At 64.2% G+C, this 22,633-nt stretch carries 21 protein-coding genes and 1 pseudogene; 13 read left to right on the forward strand and 9 right to left on the reverse strand.

The window, feature by feature from the left end:
* Window positions 1–39 precede the first annotated feature (39 nt).
* The 4 genes from rbfA to pnp all read left to right on the forward strand — a co-directional run bounded on the left by rbfA (window position 40) and on the right by pnp (window position 4,393).
* Window positions 40–471: a 30S ribosome-binding factor RbfA gene (gene rbfA / locus QCM77_RS21830; protein ID WP_279660053.1), complete on the forward strand. Its 432-nt coding sequence runs from the start codon at window positions 40–42 to the stop codon at window positions 469–471.
* Window positions 468–1,586: a tRNA pseudouridine(55) synthase TruB gene (truB, locus tag QCM77_RS21835; protein ID WP_279684847.1), complete on the forward strand. Its 1,119-nt coding sequence runs from the start codon at window positions 468–470 to the stop codon at window positions 1,584–1,586. The genes rbfA and truB overlap by 4 nt, the downstream gene beginning before the upstream one ends.
* Window positions 1,587–1,588: 2 nt before the next feature.
* Window positions 1,589–1,858 (forward strand): 30S ribosomal protein S15, encoded by a 270-nt coding sequence (gene rpsO / locus QCM77_RS21840; RefSeq protein WP_092027405.1) that lies wholly within the window; start codon window positions 1,589–1,591, stop codon window positions 1,856–1,858.
* Between the two features lie 378 nt (window positions 1,859–2,236).
* Entirely contained in the window at window positions 2,237–4,393 is a 2,157-nt protein-coding gene (pnp, locus tag QCM77_RS21845) for a polyribonucleotide nucleotidyltransferase (RefSeq protein ID WP_279660055.1), read from the forward strand.
* A 180-nt stretch (window positions 4,394–4,573) separates the two neighbouring features.
* Here pnp and katG read toward each other — a convergent pair whose 3' ends face one another.
* A complete protein-coding gene (gene katG, locus QCM77_RS21850) occupies window positions 4,574–6,742 on the reverse strand; it encodes a catalase/peroxidase HPI (RefSeq protein ID WP_279684849.1) in 2,169 nt (722 codons plus the stop codon).
* 114 nt (window positions 6,743–6,856) lie between these two features.
* Between katG and QCM77_RS21855 the strand changes: the two genes are divergently transcribed.
* From QCM77_RS21855 to QCM77_RS21870, 4 genes and pseudogenes are all read left to right on the forward strand, one after another.
* Complete coding sequence (locus QCM77_RS21855; protein WP_279660057.1) at window positions 6,857–7,783, forward strand: hydrogen peroxide-inducible genes activator; 927 nt, start codon at window positions 6,857–6,859, stop codon at window positions 7,781–7,783.
* Window positions 7,784–7,790: 7 nt separating this feature from the next.
* Window positions 7,791–8,240 (forward strand): GNAT family N-acetyltransferase, encoded by a 450-nt coding sequence (locus QCM77_RS21860; RefSeq protein WP_279684851.1) that lies wholly within the window; start codon window positions 7,791–7,793, stop codon window positions 8,238–8,240.
* Window positions 8,241–8,607: 367 nt separating this feature from the next.
* Window positions 8,608–9,183, forward strand: coding sequence for a hypothetical protein (locus QCM77_RS21865; protein ID WP_279684852.1), 576 nt, complete (start codon window positions 8,608–8,610; stop codon window positions 9,181–9,183).
* A gap of 102 nt (window positions 9,184–9,285) precedes the next feature.
* Window positions 9,286–9,881: pseudogene (locus QCM77_RS21870) on the forward strand (glutathione S-transferase family protein).
* On the opposite strand, the gene fabI reads toward QCM77_RS21870, so the two are convergent.
* From fabI to fabA, 3 genes are all read right to left on the reverse strand, one after another.
* Window positions 9,878–10,678, reverse strand: a complete 801-nt coding sequence (fabI, locus tag QCM77_RS21875; RefSeq protein WP_279684855.1) for an enoyl-ACP reductase FabI — start codon at window positions 10,676–10,678, stop codon at window positions 9,878–9,880. The pseudogene QCM77_RS21870 and the gene fabI sit on opposite strands and share 4 nt — an antisense overlap.
* A 136-nt stretch (window positions 10,679–10,814) precedes the next feature.
* Window positions 10,815–12,038, reverse strand: a complete 1,224-nt coding sequence (gene fabB, locus QCM77_RS21880; protein WP_279684857.1) for a beta-ketoacyl-ACP synthase I — start codon at window positions 12,036–12,038, stop codon at window positions 10,815–10,817.
* A gap of 39 nt (window positions 12,039–12,077) precedes the next feature.
* Complete coding sequence (gene fabA / locus QCM77_RS21885) at window positions 12,078–12,599, reverse strand: bifunctional 3-hydroxydecanoyl-ACP dehydratase/trans-2-decenoyl-ACP isomerase (RefSeq protein ID WP_007603915.1); 522 nt, start codon at window positions 12,597–12,599, stop codon at window positions 12,078–12,080.
* A 364-nt stretch (window positions 12,600–12,963) separates the two neighbouring features.
* Here fabA and irrA point away from each other — a divergent pair, with 364 nt between their 5' ends.
* Window positions 12,964–13,455: an iron response transcriptional regulator IrrA gene (gene irrA / locus QCM77_RS21890; RefSeq protein ID WP_279660062.1), complete on the forward strand. Its 492-nt coding sequence runs from the start codon at window positions 12,964–12,966 to the stop codon at window positions 13,453–13,455.
* A 138-nt stretch (window positions 13,456–13,593) separates the two neighbouring features.
* On the opposite strand, the gene QCM77_RS21895 is transcribed toward irrA, so the two are convergent.
* Entirely contained in the window at window positions 13,594–14,124 is a 531-nt protein-coding gene (locus QCM77_RS21895; RefSeq protein ID WP_279660063.1) for an SH3 domain-containing protein, read from the reverse strand.
* A 326-nt stretch (window positions 14,125–14,450) separates the two neighbouring features.
* On the opposite strand from QCM77_RS21895, the gene QCM77_RS21900 reads away from it, so the two are divergent.
* On the forward strand, window positions 14,451–15,452 hold the full coding sequence (locus QCM77_RS21900) for a 2-hydroxyacid dehydrogenase (protein WP_279660064.1): 1,002 nt from the start codon (window positions 14,451–14,453) through the stop codon (window positions 15,450–15,452).
* A 135-nt stretch (window positions 15,453–15,587) separates the two neighbouring features.
* On the opposite strand, the gene QCM77_RS21905 is transcribed toward QCM77_RS21900, so the two are convergent.
* A complete protein-coding gene (locus QCM77_RS21905; RefSeq protein WP_279684859.1) occupies window positions 15,588–16,499 on the reverse strand; it encodes a LysR family transcriptional regulator in 912 nt (303 codons plus the stop codon).
* A 114-nt stretch (window positions 16,500–16,613) separates the two neighbouring features.
* Between QCM77_RS21905 and QCM77_RS21910 the strand changes: the two genes are divergently transcribed.
* Window positions 16,614–17,621, forward strand: coding sequence for an aldo/keto reductase (locus tag QCM77_RS21910; RefSeq protein ID WP_279660066.1), 1,008 nt, complete (start codon window positions 16,614–16,616; stop codon window positions 17,619–17,621).
* 9 nt (window positions 17,622–17,630) lie between these two features.
* On the opposite strand, the gene QCM77_RS21915 is transcribed toward QCM77_RS21910, so the two are convergent.
* Entirely contained in the window at window positions 17,631–18,434 is an 804-nt protein-coding gene (locus tag QCM77_RS21915) for a HesA/MoeB/ThiF family protein (RefSeq protein WP_279684861.1), read from the reverse strand.
* A 249-nt stretch (window positions 18,435–18,683) separates the two neighbouring features.
* Between QCM77_RS21915 and QCM77_RS21920 the strand changes: the two genes are divergently transcribed.
* Window positions 18,684–20,045 carry a serine protease gene (locus QCM77_RS21920; RefSeq protein WP_279684863.1) on the forward strand — a complete coding sequence of 454 codons (1,362 nt, stop codon included), beginning with the start codon at window positions 18,684–18,686 and terminating at the stop codon, window positions 20,043–20,045.
* Between the two features lie 229 nt (window positions 20,046–20,274).
* Entirely contained in the window at window positions 20,275–21,018 is a 744-nt protein-coding gene (locus QCM77_RS21925) for a nucleotide-binding protein (protein WP_279660069.1), read from the forward strand.
* A gap of 117 nt (window positions 21,019–21,135) precedes the next feature.
* Here the strand turns inward: QCM77_RS21925 and QCM77_RS21930 are convergent, their stop codons facing one another.
* Window positions 21,136–21,690 carry a GNAT family N-acetyltransferase gene (locus QCM77_RS21930; protein ID WP_279660070.1) on the reverse strand — a complete coding sequence of 185 codons (555 nt, stop codon included), beginning with the start codon at window positions 21,688–21,690 and terminating at the stop codon, window positions 21,136–21,138.
* Between the two features lie 6 nt (window positions 21,691–21,696).
* Window positions 21,697–22,602: a bifunctional DNA-formamidopyrimidine glycosylase/DNA-(apurinic or apyrimidinic site) lyase gene (gene mutM / locus QCM77_RS21935; RefSeq protein WP_279684864.1), complete on the reverse strand. Its 906-nt coding sequence runs from the start codon at window positions 22,600–22,602 to the stop codon at window positions 21,697–21,699.
* Window positions 22,603–22,633 lie beyond the last annotated feature (31 nt).

Consider the following 22,633-nt stretch of genomic DNA (forward strand, 5'->3'; position numbering starts at 1 on the left):
GTGCCCCAAACACGGGCATGACGAGGTGATTTTCAGACCATGCCCAGCCATCATCAGAAAAAGAGTTCCGCACCCGGCGGCTCGCAACGCCAGTTGCGCGTCGGCGAGCAGGTTCGCCATGCGATGGCCGAGATTCTGGCGCAAGGCAATGTGCATGATGCGGACCTCGAAGGTCACATCATCACCGTGCCGGAGGTACGGATGTCGCCCGACCTGAAGCTCGCGACAGTTTATGTGATGCCGCTCGGTGGCCGCGACACCGCGATCATCATCGCTGCGCTCGAACGCAACAAGAAATTCCTGCGCGGCGAAGTCGCGCGGCGCGTTAACCTGAAATTTGCACCTGACCTTCGCTTCCGCGTCGACGAACGATTCGACGAAGCGGAACGGATCGAGAAGCTTTTGCGAACACCGGCGGTGCAGAAGGACCTGGAACAGAATCCGGACTCGGATCGGGAAGAAGAACAATGACGATGGACCCGGCTCACGGCACGATCGGCGGCAAAGAGGCCGATCAGCGCGACGTGCAGAAAAATAATTTTGCGGACATCAGCGGCAATTCTCAGCCGCATCACGAGCCGCGCCGCGTCAACAACGATCCGCGCGCCAGCAAGCAGAAGGGCAACCAGCCGCGCCGCGACCGCCGCGACGTCCATGGCTGGGTCGTGCTCGACAAGCCGATCGGCATGACCTCGACGCAGGCCGTTGCCGTGCTCAAGCGCCTGTTCAACGCCAAACGCGCCGGTCATGCCGGCACGCTCGATCCGCTCGCCTCCGGCGGCCTGCCGATCGCGCTCGGCGAGGCCACCAAGACCGTCCCCTTCGTCATGGACGGCCGCAAACGCTACCAGTTCACGGTGTGCTGGGGCGAGGAGCGCGACACCGACGACATCGAGGGCCGGGCGACCGCAACCTCCGACCAGCGCCCGACCCGGGAGGCCATCGAGGCCCTGCTGCCCCGTTTCACGGGGGTGATCGAGCAGATCCCGCCGCGCTATTCCGCGATCAAGGTGCAGGGCGAGCGCGCCTACGACCTCGCCCGCGACGGCGAGATCGTGGAGTTGGCTCCGCGGCCGGTCGAGATTCACCGTTTAAACCTTGTAGATCAACCAGATAGCGACCGGGCCGTGTTCGAGGCCGAGTGCGGCAAGGGCACCTATGTCCGCGCGCTGGCCCGCGATATGGGCCGGATTCTCGGCACTTACGGCCACATCTGCGCGCTGCGGCGGACCCTGGTCGGCCCATTTGGCGAGAACGACATGATTCCGCTGGATCAGTTGGAGGCTTTGTGCGATAGAGCCGCGTCCGGCGAGGGGAGCCTCGCCGACGCGCTGATGCCCGTTGAGACCGCGCTGGACGACATCCCGGCACTGGCCGTCACTCGGGCTGATGCGGCAAGGCTCCATCGGGGCCAGGCCGTTTTGTTGCGCGGACGGGATGCGCCCACTTCTAGCGGCACAGTCTATGTCACGGTGGCAGGCCGGCTTCTCGCGCTTGCCGAAGTCGGCAATGGCGAAATCATCCCCAAGCGTGTGTTCAACCTGACCGGCCTGACTGCCAGCGCCGTTCGCAACGAGAGAAATTGACGATGTCGATTGCCGCAGAACGCAAAGCGGAAGTCATCAAGACGAATGCCAACAAAGCCGGCGACACCGGTTCGCCGGAGGTTCAGGTCGCGATCCTGTCGGAACGCATCGCCAACCTCACGAGCCATTTCAAGACCCACGTGAAGGACAACCATTCGCGTCGCGGCCTCTTGAAGCTGGTCTCGACCCGCCGCTCGCTCCTCGACTATGTGAAGAAGAAGGACGAGGCGCGCTACAAGGCGCTGCTCGAGAAGCACAACATTCGTCGTTAAGAGTTCTTGCGCGCGCCCAACGGCGCGCGTTTTCGCGCGTGGTTTCGAACGAAAGCGTTTGTTTAAAGGTTTTTGATCGAGGCTGCGTGCGCGTCGGGTGCGGGCCGTTGACGGCGAGCATCCGGGGCATGATGGGCGAAGACCGAAGGTTCGGTGTTCGCGTTCGTGCCGACTGACAGTCCAGCAGCAATCCGGCGGCTGGGCACAACGGGCAAGGCGCCCGTATGACCCGAAAGGATGGACGCCATCCGAAATCCAAAAACCATGGCAGGATCGCAGGACGCTGATCGCCCGCTTCGATCAACGTCCCGCAATCTTGCGCATGGTTTTTGTTTTTCGACCCGTCCTTCTTTCGAGAACCCATGAAAGAAGACATCTATGTTCAATAAGCATTCGGTCGAGATCGACTGGGGCGGACGCCCTCTCAAGCTTGAAACCGGCAAGATCGCCCGCCAGGCCGACGGCGCCGTCGTCGCGACCTATGGTGAGACCGTGGTGCTCGCCACCGTCGTCGCGGCAAAGACGCCGCGCGAAGGCGTCGACTTCCTGCCGCTGACCGTCGACTACCAGGAGAAGACCTACGCAGCCGGCCGCATTCCCGGCGGCTACTTCAAGCGCGAGGGCCGTCCGACCGAGAAGGAGACGCTGGTCTCCCGCCTGATCGACCGCCCGATCCGTCCGCTGTTCGTCGATGGCTGGCGCAACGAGACCCAGGTGATCGTCACCGTGCTCTCGCACGACATGGAGAACGATCCCGACATCGTGGCGCTGGTGGCCTCATCGGCGGCGCTGACCCTGTCGGGCGCTCCGTTCAAGGGCCCGATCGGCGCCGCGCGCGTCGGCTTCGCCAACGACGAGTTCATCCTCAACCCGACGCTCGACGAGATGGTCGACACCCAGCTCGACCTCGTCGTCGCCGGCACTGCCGACGCCGTGCTGATGGTGGAATCGGAAGCCAAGGAGCTGAACGAAGACATCATGCTCGGTGCGGTGATGTTCGGTCACCGCCACTTCCAGCCGGTGATCAACGCGATCATCGAGCTCGCCGAGAAGGCCGCGAAGGAGCCGCGCGAGGTCACCACGATCGACAATTCGGCGCTCGAAAAGGAAATGCTCGGCATGGTCGAGCAGGAACTGCGCGCCGCCTACGCCATTCCGGTCAAGCAGGACCGCTACGCCGCGGTCGGCAAGGTCAAGGAAAAGGTGATCGCCCACTATTTCCCTGAAGGGCAGGAGCCGAAATACGACAAGCTGCGCATCGGCGGCGTGTTCAAGGAGCTCGAAGCCAAGATCGTTCGCTGGAACATCCTCGACACCGGCAAGCGCATCGACGGTCGCGACAGCAAGACCGTGCGCAAGATCATCGCCGAAGTCGGCGTGCTGCCCCGTGCCCACGGCTCGGCGCTGTTCACCCGCGGCGAGACCCAGGCGCTGGTCGTGACCACGCTCGGCACCGGCGAGGACGAGCAGTACATCGACGCGCTGTCGGGAACGTACAAAGAGACGTTCCTGCTGCACTACAACTTCCCTCCCTACTCGGTCGGTGAAACCGGTCGCCTCGGCGGCACCAAGCGCCGCGAGATCGGCCACGGCAAGCTTGCCTGGCGCGCGATCCACCCGGTGCTGCCGCCGCACCATGAGTTCCCCTACACCACCCGCGTGGTGTCGGAGATCACCGAATCCAACGGCTCCTCGTCGATGGCATCGGTCTGCGGCGCTTCGCTCGCGCTGATGGACGCCGGCGTGCCGTTGAAGCGGCCGACCGCGGGCATCGCGATGGGCCTGATCCTCGAAGACAAGCGCTTCGCGGTTCTCTCGGACATCCTCGGTGATGAGGACCATCTCGGCGACATGGACTTCAAGGTCGCCGGCACCGAGCAGGGCATCACCTCGCTCCAGATGGACATCAAGATCGAAGGCATCACCGAAGAGATCATGAAGGTCGCACTCGGTCAGGCCAAGGATGGGCGTATCCACATCCTCGGCGAGATGTCCAAGGCGCTCACCAACGCCCGTGCCGAGCTCGGCGAATATGCGCCGCGCATCGAGACCTTCAAGATTGCCACCGACAAGATCCGCGAAGTGATCGGCACCGGAGGCAAGGTGATCCGCGAGATCGTCGAGAAGACCGGCGCCAAGGTCAACATCGAGGACGACGGCACCGTGAAGGTCGCCTCCAGCGACGGCGAGGCGATGAAGGCCGCCATCAAGTGGATCAAGTCGATCGCCTCCGATCCGGAAGTCGGCCAGATCTATGACGGCACCGTCGTCAAGGTGATGGAGTTCGGCGCCTTCGTGAACTTCTTCGGCTCCAAGGACGGCCTCGTCCACATCAGCCAGCTCGCCTCGGCGCGCGTGCAGAAGACCTCCGACGTCGTCAAGGAAGGCGACAAGGTCAAGGTCAAGCTGCTCGGCTTCGACGACCGCGGCAAGACCCGCCTGTCGATGAAGGTGGTCGACCAGACCACCGGCGAAGACCTCGAAGGCAAGGGCGGCGAGGGCGAGAAGGCCCCGCGCGAAGCAGCCGGCGAGTAAATCGCTCCGCTAGAGCATTATCGGTTCTGATTGAATCAGAACCGAAGCTCTAGATTCTTGTTTTGACGCGTTTTCTTCACGCGAACCGGTATCCACTTCGCTCGAAAACGCTCTACATCAGAAACACGAAGGGCGGCCTCGCGGCCGCCCTTTTTGTTTGTCGCTTGCTGAGCTTTGGGATCAAGCCGCGAGGTCGAACCGGTCGAGGTTCATCACCTTGGTCCAGGCCTTGGCGAAGTCCTTTACGAACTGCTCCTTGGAATCCGACGTGGCATAGACCTCGGCGTAGGCGCGAAGCTGCGAGTGCGCGCCGAAGATCAGGTCGACGCGCGTGCCGGTCCACCTGACCGCATTGGTCTTGCGATCGCGGGCCTCATAGGTGCCGTCAGTGCCGGCCGGCGTCCACTGCGTGCTCATGTCGAGCAGGTTGACGAAGAAGTCATTGCTCAGCGTTCCCACCTTCGCGGTGAGGACACCGTTCTTCGAACCGTTCGCATTGGCACCGAGCACACGCAGGCCGCCGACGAGCACGGTCAGCTCGGGACCGGAGAGCTTCAACAGCTGCGCGCGATCGACGAGCGCCTCTTCGGGCATCATGAACTGTTGCCGCTTGCCGGTGTAATTGCGGAAGCCGTCGACCCGCGGCTCCAGCGGAGCGAAGGAGGCAGCGTCGGTCTGCTCCTGCGAGGCGTCCATCCGGCCCGGCGTGAAGGCGACCTTGACGTCGACGCCGGCATCCTTCGCGGCCTTCTCGACCGCGGCAGTGCCGCCGAGCACGATGAGGTCCGCCAGCGAGACCTTCTTCGCACCGGATGACGCGTTGAAGTCCTTCTGGATCGCTTCGAGCTTGCCCAGGACCTTCGAGAGCTGAGCCGGCTCGTTCACCTCCCAGTCCTTCTGCGGGGCGAGGCGGATGCGCGCGCCGTTGGCGCCGCCGCGCTTGTCCGAGCCGCGGAACGTCGAGGCCGACGCCCAGGCGGTCGAGACCAGCTCCGACACCGACAGACCCGAGGCCAGGATCTTGGTCTTCAGCGCAGCGATGTCCTGATCGCTGGCCAATTCGTGATTCACGGCCGGAATCGGATCCTGCCAGATCAGCGTCTCCTTCGGCACCAGCGGGCCGAGATAGCGCTGGATCGGGCCCATGTCGCGATGGGTGAGCTTGAACCAGGCGCGGGCGAAGGCGTCCGCGAACTGATCCGGGTTCTCGAGGAAGCGACGCGAGATCTTCTCGTAGGCCGGATCGAGGCGCAGCGAGAGGTCGGTCGTCAGCATGGTCGGCCGATGCTTCTTCGACTTGTCGAAGGCATCAGGAATGATCGCCTCGGCGCCCTTGGCCGTCCATTGGTTCGCACCGCCTGGGCTCTTCGTCAGCTCCCATTCGTACTTGAACAGGTTCTCGAAGAAGTTGTTGCTCCACTTGGTCGGCGTCGTCGTCCATGTCACCTCGAGACCGCTGGTGATGGAATCGCCCGCCAGGCCCGAAGCGTGCTTGCTCTTCCAGCCGAGGCCCTGGTCCTCGAGCGCACCCGCTTCCGGCTCCGGTCCGACCAGCGACGGATCGCCAGCACCATGGGTCTTGCCGAAGGTGTGGCCGCCGGCGATCAGCGCGACGGTTTCCTCGTCGTTCATCGCCATGCGGAAGAAGGTCTCGCGGATGTCCTTGGCCGCGGCGATCGGATCCGGCTTGCCGTTCGGGCCTTCCGGATTGACGTAGATGAGGCCCATCTGCACCGCGCCGAGCGGCTCGGCGAGCTGGCGTTCGCCGCTGTAGCGCTCATCGCCCAGCCAGGTGCCTTCGGGACCCCAATACAGCTCTTCCGGCTCCCACACGTCGGCGCGGCCACCGGCGAAACCGAAGGTCTTGAAGCCCATCGACTCCAGCGCGACGTTGCCGGCGAGCACCATCAAATCGGCCCAGGAAAGCTTGCGGCCGTATTTCTGCTTGATCGGCCAGAGCAGACGGCGCGCCTTGTCGAGATTGGCGTTATCGGGCCAGCTGTTGAGCGGCGCGAAACGTTGTTGACCGGCGCCGGCGCCACCGCGGCCGTCGGCGATGCGGTAGGTGCCCGCGCTGTGCCAGGCCATGCGGATCATGAGGCCGCCATAGTGACCGAAGTCGGCAGGCCACCATTCCTGCGATTCCGTCATCAAAGCGGTCAGATCCTTGATGACCGCGTTCAGGTCGAGTGTCTTGAATTCCTTGGCGTAGTCGAACTCCTTGCCCATCGGGTCGGACAGGCCGGAATTCTTGTGCAGCATCTCGATGCTGAGCTGAGTTGGCCACCAATCGCGGTTCGCCGGCACGCGTTTTCCACCCGAAAACGGGCACTTCGAAGTGTCGTCCATGAATACCTCCTCTGGTGGCGTCGAACTCGCGCCTTTGACCAGGTAGAAGTACTCTAAGCTTCGCGTTCGATCAGGGGAAGTTGACTTTAATGATCGCTGCGATAAGATTTTCTGATGATAAACCTGACGCTGCGCCAGCTCCGGTATTTCGACGCCCTGGCGCGCCACAGTCATTTCGGCCGCGCGGCTGAGTCCTGTTCCATCTCGCAACCGGCCTTGTCGATGCAGATCAAGGAGTTGGAGGAGGCGCTCGGCGGTCTGCTGCTGGAGCGCAGCGCCCGGCAGGTGGCGCTGACCCGATTTGGCGAGGAGCTCGCGCAGCGCGTCCGCGACATTTTACGCTCGGTCGACGAGCTCGGCGATTTCGCCCGCGCCTCGCAGGACCGGTTCTCCGGACGGCTGCGCATCGGCATGATCCCGACGATCGCGCCTTATCTTCTGCCCACGATCACCAAGAATCTCACGCGCATGCATCCGGAACTCGACATCCGCGTGCGCGAGACGATGACGCCGCGGCTGATCCAGGAACTGGTGGAAGGCAGGCTTGATACCGCCATCGTTGCGTTGCCGGTGTCCGAGCCTTCGCTCACCGAAGTCGCCCTGTTCGAGGAAAAATTCCTGCTGGTGCGGCCGGCCGCGGATGAGGGGACACCGGCACCATCGCGGGAGATGATGCGCGAGATGCGGCTGTTGCTGCTCGAAGAGGGGCACTGCTTCCGCGATCAGGCGCTGTCGTTCTGCAACATGCAATCGGCGCCGCCGCGCGAGATGCTGGATGCCAATTCGCTGTCGACGCTGGTCCAGATGGTCAGCGCCGGCATCGGCGTCACCTTGATCCCGGAGATGGCCGTGCCGGTGGAGACGCGATCGGCCTCGGTCTCGCTCGCGCGCTTCCGCGACCCGGAGCCCTCGCGCACCATCGGCATGGTCTGGCGCAAGACCAGCCCGCTGGCGCGGCAGCTCCTGCAGATTTCCGAGGTGGTGTGCCTGTCGGCAGGCAAGGTGCGCGCACGGCCATCCGTGCGCAGCCAGCGGACCTGAGGCCTCGATGTCCCATCCCATCATCCGCCCGGCCCGCGCCGACGAATACGACGAGATCGGCCGTGTCTGGATGGAGAGCTGGGTCTCGACCGGGCTCGGCGAGACGAGCGACTTCCTGCTGGCAAACCTGCGTGCACGCATCCGGCGCGAGATCGAGGACGGCTGGAGCCTGTTCGTCGCCGACGACAACGGCACGATCGCCGCGATGCTGGCGCTGCATCTGCCAAAACTCTATCTCGACATGCTGTTCGTTGCGCCGGCCTATCAGGGGCAATCGCTCGGCCGCCAATTGCTCGTCTTCACGCGCACGCAACTGCCTGACGAGATGTACCTGCGCTGCATCCGCGAGAACGAAAAAGCCTGGCGCTGGTACGAGCGCGAGGGCTTTGTGTTCGAGAAGCAAGAGATCGAGCCGTCGAACGGGTTCGCGATGAAATATTATCGGTGGAAGCGATAACCGCCCACCGAATAAACAGCGGTCTCCGGCTGCAGCTTGCGGTTGTCACGATCCCACCCTAGTGTGGCGTATCCGCCGTCCTCCTGCCTCTGATCTCCCGAAAGCCATGTTTCGAATTGCTGTCTTTGCCGTTGCCCTGCTGTCCCTTTTGGCTCCGGCAGCTGCGCAAACTCCTCCCGCAACCACTGCATCTCCCGCTCAGGCCGCAACGCCGGCAAAACCAGCAGCTAAGAAGGCGGCGAAGGCCAAACCTGTTGCGAAGCAGCCAGTCGTGGTGGAGAGCGGCCCCTGCCGGCTTGGTGTGATCTCGGTGATCGGAGACCACTACTCCATACAGAAATTTGGCCTCACGATCTTCGAGAATGAGGTGAGCGAGGTCCCAATCGACTGGGGCCTCGATGATCTCGTGTTTGCGCGGGTGCGCGCGGCAACGAGCAACGATCCCGCGGTGCGCAGGATCGCCTCTCCCAAGGGCGTCTTCGAGCCCTTCTACAATCCGAAAACGATCCTCATCCGGGATCCCGGAGAGCGTCTGCCGGTGATCGTGCGGAGCTTTACCGCGAATGCGAATTGCGATCGCTATCTCGTCGCAACTACGTTCAAGGCGGAGTTGCCGAACTCGCACATGACGCTGAACGGCATCGGCACCTACAATCAGGGTCTCGGCGGCCTCCTTCGGCACTCGCACCTTTTCGCCAACATTGCGATCACGCTGATCGACGGCCGAAGCTACGAGGAGATCAAGCGCCCCTTTGTGAATTTCGGCGCGAACTTCGCCGCAAGTATGCGATTGACCGAAGACCCGCTCACCAAGCTCGACAACTCGATGTTCCCCGACCCGCCCGCGGCAGCTTCGGCCAACGCGGCGCTGCGCGAGAGGACACGAACACTCGTCGTAGACAGGCTCGACCGGGGCCTCCCCGGCTATCTCAAGGAAGACTGAGCCGGAGCATTCTGTACCCAGGCGTAGTGCGTTGCGAATGCGCGGCAAACGCGCCATGAATTGCGCGCCGTTCGGCTCCCACCGATGAAAGGTCCGCTTGCCATGATCAAGCTCTATTGGTCGCCCCGTTCGCGCTCGTTCACGACGCTCTGGCTGATGGAAGAGAGCGGCCTGCCCTATGAGCGCGTGCTGACCGACATCTCGACCGGCGCGCAGAAGGCGCCGGATTTCCTCAAGGTCAATCCGATGGGCAAAGTGCCGGCACTCAGCGACGGCGATGCTGCGCTCGGCGAGGCCGCGGCGATCTGCGCCTACATCGCCGACCGCTACCCGAGACCAAGCTTGCGCCAGACGTGACCGATTCCCGCCGCGCTCGCTATCTACAATGGCTGTTCTTCTCACCGGGCTGCATCGAGCCCGCCATCATCCAGATCTTCACCAAGATCGAGATCCCGACCTCGACGGCCGCCTGGGGCAGCGCGACGCAGGTCTTCGACGTGCTGGAAGCCGCGCTCGCGAAGGGACCGTGGATTCTCGGCGAGGAATTTTCGGCCGCCGATATCACGATCGGATCGGGCCTGAACTTTGCGGTGCGCCTGTTCAAGATGGTGCCGTCGCGCCCGGCCTTCGACGCCTATCTCGCGCGTTGCATGGCGCAGCCGGCGTTCCAGCGCGCGGAGAAGATCGCGGCCGGTTAGCCTTCCGTCTTCAAATCGTCCGGCTTCGGCATCAGGACGATGTTGTAGCCGGAATCGACATAGTGGATCTCGCCGGTCACGCCGCCGGAGAGATCCGACAACAAATACAGCGCCGAGCCGCCGAGCTCGTCGAGCGTGACGCCGCGGCGGAGCGGCGAATGCTTTTGCATGAAGGCGAACATCGCGCGCGCCTCGCCGATGCCGGAGCCGGCGAGCGTGCGGATGGGACCTGCGGAGATCGCGTTGACGCGGATGCCGCGCGGCCCGAAATCGGAGGCGAGATAGCGCACCGAGGCTTCCAGCGCCGCCTTGGCCACGCCCATCACGTTGTAGTTCGGCATCGCGCGCATCGAAGCGCCGAAGGTCAGCGTGATCATGCTGCCACCCTCAGTCATCAGCTCGGCGGCGCGTTTTGCGATCTCCGTGAATGAGAAGCAGGAGATCACCATGGTGCGCGAAAAATTCTCGCGGCTGGTGTCGGCGTAGCGGCCCTTGAGCTCGTTCTTGTCGGCGAAGCCGATCGCGTGGATCACGAAATCCAGCCGGCCCCATTTCTCGCGCAGCGCTGCGAAGGTGGCATCGACGCTGGCGATGTCCTCGACGTCGCAGGGCAGCACCACGTCGACGCCGAGCTGCTCCGCCAGCGGCTTGACGCGCTTGCCCAGGGCCTCGCCCTGGAAGGTGAAGGCAAGCTCGGCGCCGTGGGCATGCAGCGTCTTCGCCATGCCCCAGGCGATCGAATGATCATTGGCGATGCCCATGATCAGACCGCGCTTGCCTTTCATCAAACCTTCCATCGGCCGGTAGCTCCACTATTCCAAGGTCATCGCCCGCGCATGCGGGCGATCCGGTAATCCGAGACAGTTGTTGTAAGTCGAGAAGCCGCGGCGTACTGGATGCCCCGCATTGGCGGGGCAAGACAGCGCGCCAAAATTACGCATCCAGCCGGCTGAACACCAGCGTGGCGTTGGTGCCGCCGAAGCCGAAGGAGTTCGACAGCACGGTGCCGATCTTGACGTTGTCGATGCGCTTGCGCACGATCGGCATGTCGGCGAATGCGGGATCGAGCTCCTGAATGTGCGCGCTCTCGCAAATGAAGCCGTTGTTCATCATCAGCAGCGAATAGATCGCCTCCTGCACGCCGGTCGCACCGAGTGAGTGGCCGGTCAGCGCCTTGGTCGCCGAGATCGGCGGGCACTTCTCGCCATTTCCGAACACCCTGCGGAGCGCATCGATCTCCGGGGGATCGCCGGCCGGCGTCGATGTCGCGTGCGGATTGATGTAGTCGACCTTGGTCTTCACGGTCGACATCGCCATGCGCATGCAGCGCTCGGCGCCTTCACCTGATGGCGCGACCATGTCGTAGCCGTCGGACGTCGCGCCGTAGCCGACGATCTCGCCGTAGATGCGCGCGCCGCGCGCCTTGGCATGCTCGAGCTCTTCCAGCACCAGCACGCCGGCGCCGCCGGCAATCACGAAGCCGTCGCGGTTGAGGTCGTAGGGACGCGAGGCCGTGGCGGGCGTGTCGTTGTACTTCGAGGACATCGCGCCCATGGCGTCGAACAGCACCGACAGCGACCAGTCCAGCTCCTCGCAGCCGCCGGCGAAGACGACGTCCTGCTTGCCGATCTGGATCGTCTCATAGGCGTTGCCGACACAATGGTTCGACGTGGCGCAGGCCGACGAGATCGAATAGTTCACGCCCTTGATCTTGAACCAGGTCGCAAGCGTCGCGGAGGCCGTGGAGGACATCGCCTTCGGCACGGCAAACGGTCCGACGCGCTTCGGCCCCTTGGTGCGGGTGATGTCGGCGGCCTCGACGATGGTGCGAGCGGACGGGCCGCCGGAGCCCATGATGATGCCGGTGCGGATGTTGGACACTTCGTCAGGCGACAGACCGGAATCCTGGATCGCCTGCTCCATCGCGACGTGATTCCACGCCGCGCCCTGACCGAGGAAACGCATGGCGCGGCGGTCGACCACCGTCGAAGGATCGAGCGTCGGCGCACCTTGCACCTGCGAACGGAAGCCGAGCTCGGCATATTTCTCAGCCCGCGAAATGCCCGACTTCGCCTCGTGAAGGCTCGCAAGCACTTCCTGGGTGTTGTTTCCGATGGACGAGACGATGCCCATCCCGGTGACCACAACCCGCCTCATGACAGCCTCGCCTCAATCGTTGTCTTCGTGGTGATGCGCTCAGCCCAGGCTCGTGCCCTGCTTGAACAGGCCGACCTTCAGATCCTTCGCGCGATAGATAATCTGGTCATCGACCGAAAGCCATCCGTCGGCGATACCCAGCACCAGCTTTGAACGCATCACGCGCTTGATATCGATGTTGTACACAACCTTGCGGGCCTCCGGCAGCACCTGGCCGCTGAACTTCAGCTCGTTCAGGCCGAGCGCGCGGCCGCGACCTTCACCGCCACTCCAGCCCAGATAAAAGCCGACCATTTGCCACAGCGCGTCGAGGCCGAGGCAGCCGGGCATCACCGGATCGTTCTTGAAGTGGCAGCCGAAAAACCAGAGATCGGGCTTCACGTCGAGCTCGGCACGCACCACCCCCTTGCCGAATTCCCCGCCGGTCTCGCTGATGTCCGTAATACGGTCGAACATGAGCATCGGCGGCAGCGGCAATTGGGCATTGCCGGGGCCGAACATCTCGCCGCGGGCACATGCCAGCAGATCTTCATATTCGTAACCGTTGCGCCTGTTCAGCATGCGGAAGCCTCTGTGTTCTAACCCCGATTGAGCGGCGTTTCTGGCAAAAATGGGCCCCGTCTGGTTCGGAAAGCAACGCCTGTTGCCCTCGTCAGACGAGAATAGTCAGACGAGAATACCGAAAGACCCGGATGGATCGCGGGCGGCCTCAATGCCTGGCTGCGCCAAAATCGGCTAAGCGGAACCGCGCGCTCTCTAACACAGGCGATTTCGGGTGGCAAAGTGCTCTCATGAAGGTAAATGACGAGGGCCCGGCCCGGTTCCTTGCCTGATTAGAACCACTCTTAGTTGCGAGGAACTTGCATCTGCATCTATCTCTCCATATATGTAGGAGGATAGTGTTCACGCGTGCCCGAAGCTGGAAATGAGCGAAAATAACGCGCCCCATCACGACGAAGAGGCCCATGCGGCGGCCCTCATGTCCGGCCGCCAGCCGGCTTTGACCGGCTGCCCGTGGCACGACGTCAACGAAATGCTCCAGTCCGCGGGGCTTCGTCCGACGCGCCAGCGCATGGCGCTCGGCTGGCTCCTGTTCGGCAAGGGGGCACGCCACCTCACGGCTGAAATGCTCTACGAGGAAGCGACGCTGGCCAAGGTGCCGGTCTCGCTGGCGACCGTCTACAACACGCTGAACCAGCTCACCGATGCCGGTCTGCTCCGTCAGGTCAGCGTCGACGGCACCAAGACCTATTTCGACACCAACGTCACGACCCACCATCACTACTACCTCGAGAACAGCCATGAGCTGGTCGATATCGAGGATCCGCATCTGGCGCTGTCCAAGATGCCGGAGGTGCCCGAGGGTTACGAGATCGCCCGCATCGACATGGTCGTGCGGCTGCGCAAGAAGCGCTGAGATCCATCCTAAACTGCTGATTTGGTCGTCATGGCCGGGCTTGTCCCGGCCATCCGCGTTTTTGGGCTGGGTGCAAGGTCCGTGGATGCCCGGGACGAGCCCGGGCCCGACGACGGGGCGCGGGATTGCCCCTAAGCGTCAGTTTACCTGCTCGTCCGAATAGACGCCCCAGAGGCGCTCCTGCTGGATCCAGCCGTCAAAGCCGTTGCCGAGGACGTGGCACCAGTTTGCGGTGCACTTCTTCACCTGCGTGACGACGCCGGCCTGGAGCTTGGCTGCAACCGCGCTGTCGGGATCGGCGCGATCGTAGATCGGCGCGAGGTCGTCCTTGTGCTTCATGGTGACGACAGCGGTGCGGCGGCCCGACAGCAGCGAGTGATAGACCCAGCCCTCGGCGCCCTCGGAATCGCGCACCCGGCGCCAGTTCTCGAACTCCGCGGTGATTTCGACCGGCAGGCCGGAGCGGGTATAGACCCAGGCGACGTCGTTGTCCTTGGTCGGGCCGGCGCGGACGTTGACGTGATCCGATTTGAGGCTGACGTAGCGCGGCACCGGGAGGCCGGAGGCGGTCTGGGGTGTGCTGTCCTTTGCCGAATGCCCGGGGCTGACCGAAGCGCTCAACCAGGTGCAAACGAGCGCCATCACCGAACAAAAACGCCCCAACGCCATCAACCCGTCTCCTGTCGAAGGTCCGACCGAGCCGGGCCCTCACCCCAAATTCCAAAACCGTGCCGCGGTCGCCCCTGACCCGCCCCACGCGGGTGTTCCCGAGCCCTTTGCCCGTGGTTCTTGTCTTGGCCCGGCCTTCTGCTAGAGAGGACGGACACTTGAACAACCAGTTTGTCCCGATTTTCCGGCCGGAAATATCGGGGAGAGCTTGAAGGAAACGCCGGGGACGACGCGGCAAAGGCAGTGTCGAACAACCGGGTTAATGGGGCCTCAACGGCCGGCCTTTGGCGACAGAGGCAGCTTGCAACGCCTCATGAGGGCAGGACATGTCGGTGAAGAAAAAGCCCCTCGTCGTGGTGACGCGCAAGCTTCCGGACTCGATCGAGACCCGGATGCGCGAACTGTTCGACGCGCGGATCAATCTCGACGACACGCCGATGTCGGCCGAGCAGCTCGCGGAAGCCGCGCGCACCGCCGACGTGCTGGTTCCGACCGTCACCGATCACATCTCCGCCGACATCGTCAACCAGCCCGACTGCAAGCTCCGCCTGATCGCCAATTTCGGCAACGGCGTCGACAATATCGATGTCGAGGCCGCGCATGCCCGCGGCATTACCGTCACCAACACGCCGAAGGTTCTGACCGAAGACACCGCCGACATGACCATGGCACTGATCCTCGCCGTGCCGCGGCGGATGATCGAAGGCGCCTCGATCCTGACGGAAGGAAAACCCTGGCCGGGCTGGTCGCCGACCTGGATGCTCGGCCATCGCATCGGCGGAAAGCGCCTCGGCATCATCGGCATGGGCCGCATCGGCCAGGCGGTCGCACGCCGCGCCCGCGCCTTCGGCTTGCAGATCCACTATCACAACCGCCGGCCCGTGGCGCCGAAGATCGCCGAAGAGCTGGGCGCGACCTATTGGGAAAGCCTCGACCAGATGCTGGCGCGGATGGACATCATCTCGGTGAACTGTCCGCACACGCCGGCGACCTACCATCTGCTCTCGGCGCGGCGGTTGAAGCTGATCCGCAAGGACGCCTATATTGTCAACACCGCGCGCGGAGGCGTCACCGACGAGGACACGCTGATCAAGCTGATCGAAGCCGGCGAGATCGGCGGCGCCGGCCTCGACGTCTACGAGCACGAGCCCGCGGTCAATCCAAAGCTGGTGCGGCTTGCCAAGGCCGGCAAGGTGACGCTGCTGCCGCATATGGGCTCGGCCACGATCGAGGGCCGCGTCGAGATGGGCGAAAAGGTGATCATCAACATCCGCACCTTCCTCGACGCCCACAAGCCGCCGGATCGCGTGCTGCCGAGCATGCTCTGAGACCGATCGGCTGCATGACAAGCTCTCCTGCCTCATCCTGGGGAGCGCAGAACGCGCGTCTCGAAGGATGGCCGCAGGCGAGACACGGGCCTGCATGGTTCGAGACGGCGCTTCGCGCCTCCTCACCATGAGGGTCTAGGGCCGCAGCGTGTTTCGCTTGCGCCAGTCTGCTGTGAAATCGATGAAGGCCCGCAACGCCGGCGGCGTTTGGCGCCGGCTTGGATAGTACAGGAACGGTCCGGGAAACGGCTCGCACCAATCCTGGAGCAGGCTGACCAGCGCGCCGGACTTCACGGCATCATGGACATAGCCATCGAGCGTTGCCCAGATGCCGACGCCGTCGAGTACGGCACGCATCGCAAGGCCCATATTGGTCGAGATCAGCTTTGCCGGCGGATCCACCTTCACAAGCTGACCGGCCTTTTCGAACTCCAGATCATGCATGACCCCGCTCGAGTAGCGGGCGCGGATGCAGTCATGGTCGAGCAGATCCTTGGGATGCCCTGGCTTGCCGCGGCGCGCGACGTAATCGGGCGATGCGACGACGACATAGTTCTGCGGACCGCTCAGCGGGATCGCCACCATGTCCTGCGCGAGATGCTCGCCGTAGCGCACGCCGGCATCGAAGCCGGCGCTGACGATGTCGACGAATCCGCTTTCGGACACGATGTCGAGATCGACCTGCGGATAGGCCCCCAGGAACGGTCCGACCATCGGCGCCAGCACGAGGTCGACCGCCGGCGGCGGTGCGTCGATGCGCAGGCGGCCCGAGGCCACCTCGCGCAGGCCCCGGACCTGATCCAGGGCGTCGCCGACATCGCGCAAGGCGGGCGCCACGCGCGACAGCAGCAGCTCACCCGCCTCGGTCAGGGCGACGCTGCGGGTGGTGCGGTTCATCAGGCGGACGCCGAGGCGCTCCTCCAGGTCCCGTAATCGCTGGCTAAGGCTCGACACCGACACGCGAATGTCGACCGCCGCGCGTCGGAAATTGCGGGTGCGGGCGACCGCCACGAAGACGTCGAGATCACGCAGGTCGGGCTCAGCCATTGTTCGATATGATGAACAAGCCATCCTCGGTTGTCCAGCTTATCGGCGTAATCGATCAGGCGCATATCTGGCCTCGTTACGCGGCCCAGAGCCGCCTTTTCGAGGAAAGCCATCATGGAACAGCGCAAACTCGGTTCAACCGGCCCCACCGTCTCCGCCCTCGGTCTCGGCTGCATGGGCATGTCCGAGGTCTATGGCCCCGCCGATCGCGGCGAGAGCATCGCCACGATCCATGCGGCGCTCGATGCCGGCATCACGCTGCTGGATACCGGCGACTTTTACGCCATGGGCCACAATGAAATGCTGGTGCGCGAGGCACTGAAGGATATCGCGCGCGACAAGGTGCAGATCAGCGTCAAGTTCGGCGCGCTGCGCGGCCCCGCCGGCGAATTCGCAGGGATCGACTCGCGGCCGGCCGCAACGAGGAACTTCCTTGCCTATTCGCTGCAGCGGCTCGGCACTGATTACATCGACGTGTATCGACCCGCGCGGCTCGATCCCAACGTTCCCATCGAGGAAACCATCGGCGGCATCGCCGAGTTGGTGAAGGCCGGCTACATCAAACATATAGGCCTGTCCGAGGTCGGCTCCGACACCATCCGCCGCGCGCACGCCGTGCACCCGATCGCCGATCTCCAGATCGAATATTCGCTGATCGAGCGCGGCATCGAACGCGACATCCTGAAGACCTGCCGCGAGCTCGGCATCGGCATCACCGCTTACGGCGTGTTGGCGCGCGGCCTGATCAGCGGCCATTGGTCGAAGGACTCCGGCAAGACCGGCAGGGATTACCGGCTGATGACGCCGCGCTTCCAGGGATCGAACCTCGATGCCAATCTCGCGCTGGTGGAGCAGTTGCGCATGATCGCCGCCGAGATCGGCGCGACGCCGGCGCAGGTCGCGATCGCCTGGGTGGCGGCGCAGGGCGAGAAGATCGTGCCGCTGGTCGGCGCCCGAACCCGCAATCGTCTCAGCGAAGCGCTCGGCGCGGCCAAGGTCACGCTGACGCCCGCTCATCTCGCGATGCTGGCAAAGGCGTTTCCGCCCGATGTCGCCGCCGGTACGCGTTACGCAGCCGAGCAGATGGCACACCTCGACAGCGAGAAGCCGGCCACGACGTAACGACGACAATCAGGTGCGATGGGCGCTCAGGTCAGTGATGACCGGCCCATCGCCGTTGAGCGGATTGGCCGGATCGCGCCCGTAGCGCAGCGTCTCAAAGCGCATCGCGCGCGCATCGATCATCAGGAGACGGCCAACCAGGCCGTCGCCGAAACCGACGATCTCGCGGATCGCCTCCAGCGCCATCATCGAGCCCATCACGCCCGCAAGCGCGCCCATGACGCCGGCTTCCGCGCATGCCGGCACGGTGCCGGGCGGCGGCGCCTCCGGGAACAGGCAGCGATAGGTCGGATTGAATTCGCCCTGCTCGTTCTTCTCATGCGCGCGGATGGTGGTGAGCGAGCCGTCGAAGGTGCCGAGCGCGGCGGTGATCAGCGGCTTCTTCGCGAAGAAGCAGGCGTCCGAAGCCAGATAACGCGTCGAGAAATTGTCGGAGCCGTCGAGCACGAGGTCGTAGTCGCCAATCAGCGATAGCGCGTTATCGGCGTTGAGCCAGGTGGCGTGTCCGACGAAGCGGACATGCGGATTGAGCGCGGTGATCCGCTCGGCCGCGCTCTCGACCTTGTGCCGGCCGATATCGGGCGTGGTGTGAATGACCTGGCGCTGGAGGTTGGAGAGCGACACCACATCGTCATCGACCACGCCGAGCGTGCCGATCCCTGCCGCAGCCAGATACATCAGAGCCGGCGCACCCAGCCCGCCGGCGCCGATCACCAGCACGGAGGCCCGCTTCAGCGCAGCCTGGCCGGGACCACCGACATCGCGCAGCACGATATGGCGGGCATAACGTTCGAGTTCGTCCGGGCTCAGCATCGTCCTGCGTCTCTCCTACCACGCCCTCTCTGTCGATCCTCATGGTGAGGAGCGCGGAACGCGCGTCTCGAACCATGCAGGCCCGGACCTCGCCGGGGGCCATCCTTCGAGACGCGGCCAAGAAGCCGCTCCTCAGAATGAGGGCCGGGGTGCATGGCTCAGCTCTTAGCCTGAACCACCCCAACATTGTTCGCGACCAACGAGATGTGCTTCAATGGCAGTGCGTTCAATGGGCTGGCTGGATTTGTCATGAGATCAATGCTTGCGGCAACACTGATGTTCGCGGCTGCAACGGGCGCGAACGCCCAGATGACGACGCCGCAGATGCCCGGCACCAGGCCGAAGGTGGTCCAAACCGTTCCGATCCGGCCGCCCGCACTGCAGACGCCGTCGGAGACCGCCGACGCGATGGCGCAGGCGGAGCGGCTGTCGCTGCAGTCCGACCTCGCCTGGGTCGGCCAGTATAACGGCGCCATCACCGGCGACGTCAGCGCGCGCATGGTCGATGCCATCAAGGAATACCAGAAGCTCAGGGGTAGCAAGCCGACCGGCGTGCTCAATCCGCAGGAGCGCGCCGCGCTCGCCGAAACGGCGCGCCGGAAGCAGGACAACGTCGGCTGGAAGATCGTGATGGAGCCGACCAGCGGCGCGCGGCTCGGCATCCCCGGCAAGCTGGTGCCGCAGCAGGCGACCGACGCCAACGGCTCGAAATGGACCTCCCCGACTGGAACGGTGCAGGTGCTGCTCAGCCGCCGCAAGGAAGCGAACCCCACCACCGCAAAGCTCGCGGAAGCGGAGAAGAAGGAGCCGGCGGGGCGCAACGTCGACTACACCGTGGTGAAGCCCGACTTCTTCGTGCTGTCGGGATTGCAGGGCCTGAAGAAATTCTACGTGCGCGGCACCTCCAGGGGCGATGAAGTCCGCATCATGACGATCCTCTATGATCAGGCGACCGAGAACACGGTCGAGCCGGTCGTGATCGCGATGTCGAGCGCGTTCAATGCATTCCCGTCGGGACCACAGGCCGGGCCGCCGCCGCGCAAGACCGTCGAATACGGCACCGGCATCGTCGTCAGCGACGATGGCGCGATCGTCACCGACCGCCTCGTCACCGATTCTTGTCTCGCGATCACGATCGCGGGCTATGGCAGCGCCGACCGTCTCGCCGAGGACAAGGAGCACGATCTCGCGCTGCTGCATATCTACGGCGCTCGCGGCCTGAAGCCGTTCAGCCTCGCCGCCGGCGCGGCGAAGACGACTATCGATGTCATCGGCATCGCGGATCCACAGAGCCAGGGCGGAGCGGCCGGTGTGTCGAGCCTCAAGGCTGCGCTGGCATCTGTCGGTGGCGGCGATTCCGCGCTATCGCCGCCGCCGGCAGTCGGATTTTCCGGCAGCGCCGCCATCGACGGCGACGGCAAGTTCGCCGGCATCGCGCTGTTGAAGCCGGCGGTGGTTGCGGGCCCCGCGACATCGGTGCCGGCGTCGCAGGCGGTGATGGTCTCCGCCGAAACCGTACGTGATTTCCTGAAGACGAACGCCGTCACCGCGAACGGCACGTCGACGGATGCCAAGGCAGCTGTCGTGCGCGTAATCTGCGTGCGGAAGTAAGTCCGCGCTGCAATCACCCTCTCCCGTGTCCCGGACGATTACGGGTCCAGTAATGGTACGGATTCGCTGGCATCCCCGATTCCGCCATCATCGTTACTGCTGATTCGGACCTCCGCGATCCCCTTTGGATCGGGCCGGCACGTCCTGAGCGAGAAGAGCTCAGCATCGAGATCGATGCACGTTCACGTGGCGTTTCCCTGACCCAGGCACTCCAAAGGATTGATCCTCAATGCACACGATCGTACTGGCCACCCAAAAGGGTGGCAGCGGCAAGAGCACGCTCGCCATCGGGCTCGCGTTAGCGGCCAAGCAGGCCGGCTTCACCGTCCGCCTGATCGAGACCGACCCGCAGGGCACACTGTCCAACTGGCAGCGCCGCCGCACCGCCGATGATCTCGTCGTCGAGCCGATCTATCACGCCGCCGACATCGCGCCGCGTCTGAAGATGCTGGCCGACAGCGGCCTCCAGCTCACGATCGTCGATACCGCGGCCGGCCTCAGCGCCGCGACCACCGCCGCGATCCGCCATTCCGACCTCTGCCTGATCCCGGCCCGCCCGAGCGTCGCCGACATCGAGGCGACCGCCTCGACGCTGAGCGTCGCGCGCGCCTGGAAGCGGTCTTACAGCTTCGTGCTGAACCAGACCCCGATCCGCGGCCAGCGCATCGACAACGCAGCCAATACGCTCGCCGAGGAAGCCGCGCTCGATCTCACCGAGGTGCTCGCGCGTCCCCTGATCGTGATGCGCAACGACCACCAGGACTCGCTCGCAGCCGGCCTCGCCGTCAGCGAATACGCCCCGAACGGCAAGTCGGCGGACGAGATCCGCGGCCTCTGGCATTGGATCGAGACCCGGCTCGAGCTCGAAGCCACCACCAATGTGCCGATCGACCAGGTCATCTCGGCCGCGGACGGCATGCTGCACCTCGCCGCCGAGCTTGCGACGGACGAGACCACGACAATGACGTCCTGAGCGGGGCAATCGCTCAGACGCCAGCCGGCCCTTCACCATCCGGAAGGGCCCCAGCGACGAAGCAATTCGGCCACCAGCCCGGCCGGATTGCTTCGCTTCGCGTTTTGAATGACGGCGTCATGCCTTCGCGACCAGCCAGGCTTCGCGCCGCACGATCCATTTCTCCGACTTCGACTGTCCGCCGTGATGCGCGAGTTCGATGAAGCCGACGAACTCTGCGCCGGTCTTCTGCTTGACCCGGCGTGAGGCCTCGTTGGTGGCCGCGTTGCAGACGTAGAAGTGGTCGAGGCCCAGCGTGATGAAGGCGAAGTCGTTCACCGCGGCGATCGCTTCCGTCATCAATCCGCGTCGCCAGTACGGCTCGGCCAGCCAGAAGCCGCGGTTGCCTTTCAGGCCTTCGGCGCGGGGCCGGAAATGAATGTTTCCGATCACCTCACCGTCGCCGTCCCGGAGCACCATCACCCAAAGGTAGATTTCCTCACCAGTTGAGATCTTGCCAAGCTGCAGCTTGACGAAAGCTTCCGCGCCATCGGCGGGATATGGCCAGGGCACGACGGTGGAGAGATGCCGAATGATGTTCCAATTGTCGAATTGGCGCTGGATCGCCGGCACGTCGGACAACGCCAGCGGACGCAGGATCAGACGTTCGGTTTCAAGCAGCGGTGTTTGCATGATCGGTTATTTTTGGCATTTCGCACACCAGAAGGTCGATCGGCCGTTCTGGGTAAAGCGCTTCACGATGCCGCCGCAGCGCGGCGTCTTGCAGGTCTCGCCTTCGCGGTCGTAGACCTTGAACGAATGCTGGAAATAGCCGAGCTCACCGGAGGTCTGGCGATGATCGCGCAGTGACGACCCGCCGGCCTTGATGGCGTCGTTCAGCACGGTATGGATCGTGCCGACCAATCTCTTCGCATGATCCGTCGGCTCGCCCCCGGCAACGCCCTTGCGTTGTCCGGTCTTGGTGGACAGCGTCGCTGCGATCCGGCGCGGCGACAGATGCGAGCGATGCAGGGCTTCGCAGACATAGATATTGCCGAGCCCTGCGACCACGCGCTGATCGAGCAGCGCGGCCTTCAGGCTCGTGGTTTTGTCGGCACAGGACCGCGCCAGCATCGCGGCGTCGAATTCGTTGCCGAGCGGCTCGGGACCGAGCCCGCGGAGTAGCGGCTCCTCGTCGATCGCACTGCGCGCGATCACTTTCATGTAACCGAAGCGGCGAGGGTCGTTGAACACGATATCGGCGCCCGAGGACATCCGAAACAGCACGTGGTCGTGCGTGGAGTCCTTGGCCCGCGGATAGTGAAACTCACCCGGCGCGGCCTCGTTGTCCGGCATGATGACGCGAAACGACCCCGACATGCCCAGATGCATCAACAGCACGTCGCCGGAGGCGAGATCGGCCATGAGATATTTTGCGCGGCGGCCGAGCCCGGTGACGACCTGCCCCTTCAACCGGGCCACGAAATCCGGCTGGAACGGAAAGCGCAAATCGGGCCTGCGCGCCTCCGCAACGAGGATTTTTGCACCCTCCATGACCGGCTGAAGGCCGCGGCGGACAGTCTCGACTTCGGGCAATTCAGGCATGGTCAGGCATTCACCTTATCAGGGCGGTGTG

This window comes from Bradyrhizobium nivariense (genome assembly GCF_029846695.2).
Taxonomy (GTDB): domain Bacteria; phylum Pseudomonadota; class Alphaproteobacteria; order Rhizobiales; family Xanthobacteraceae; genus Bradyrhizobium.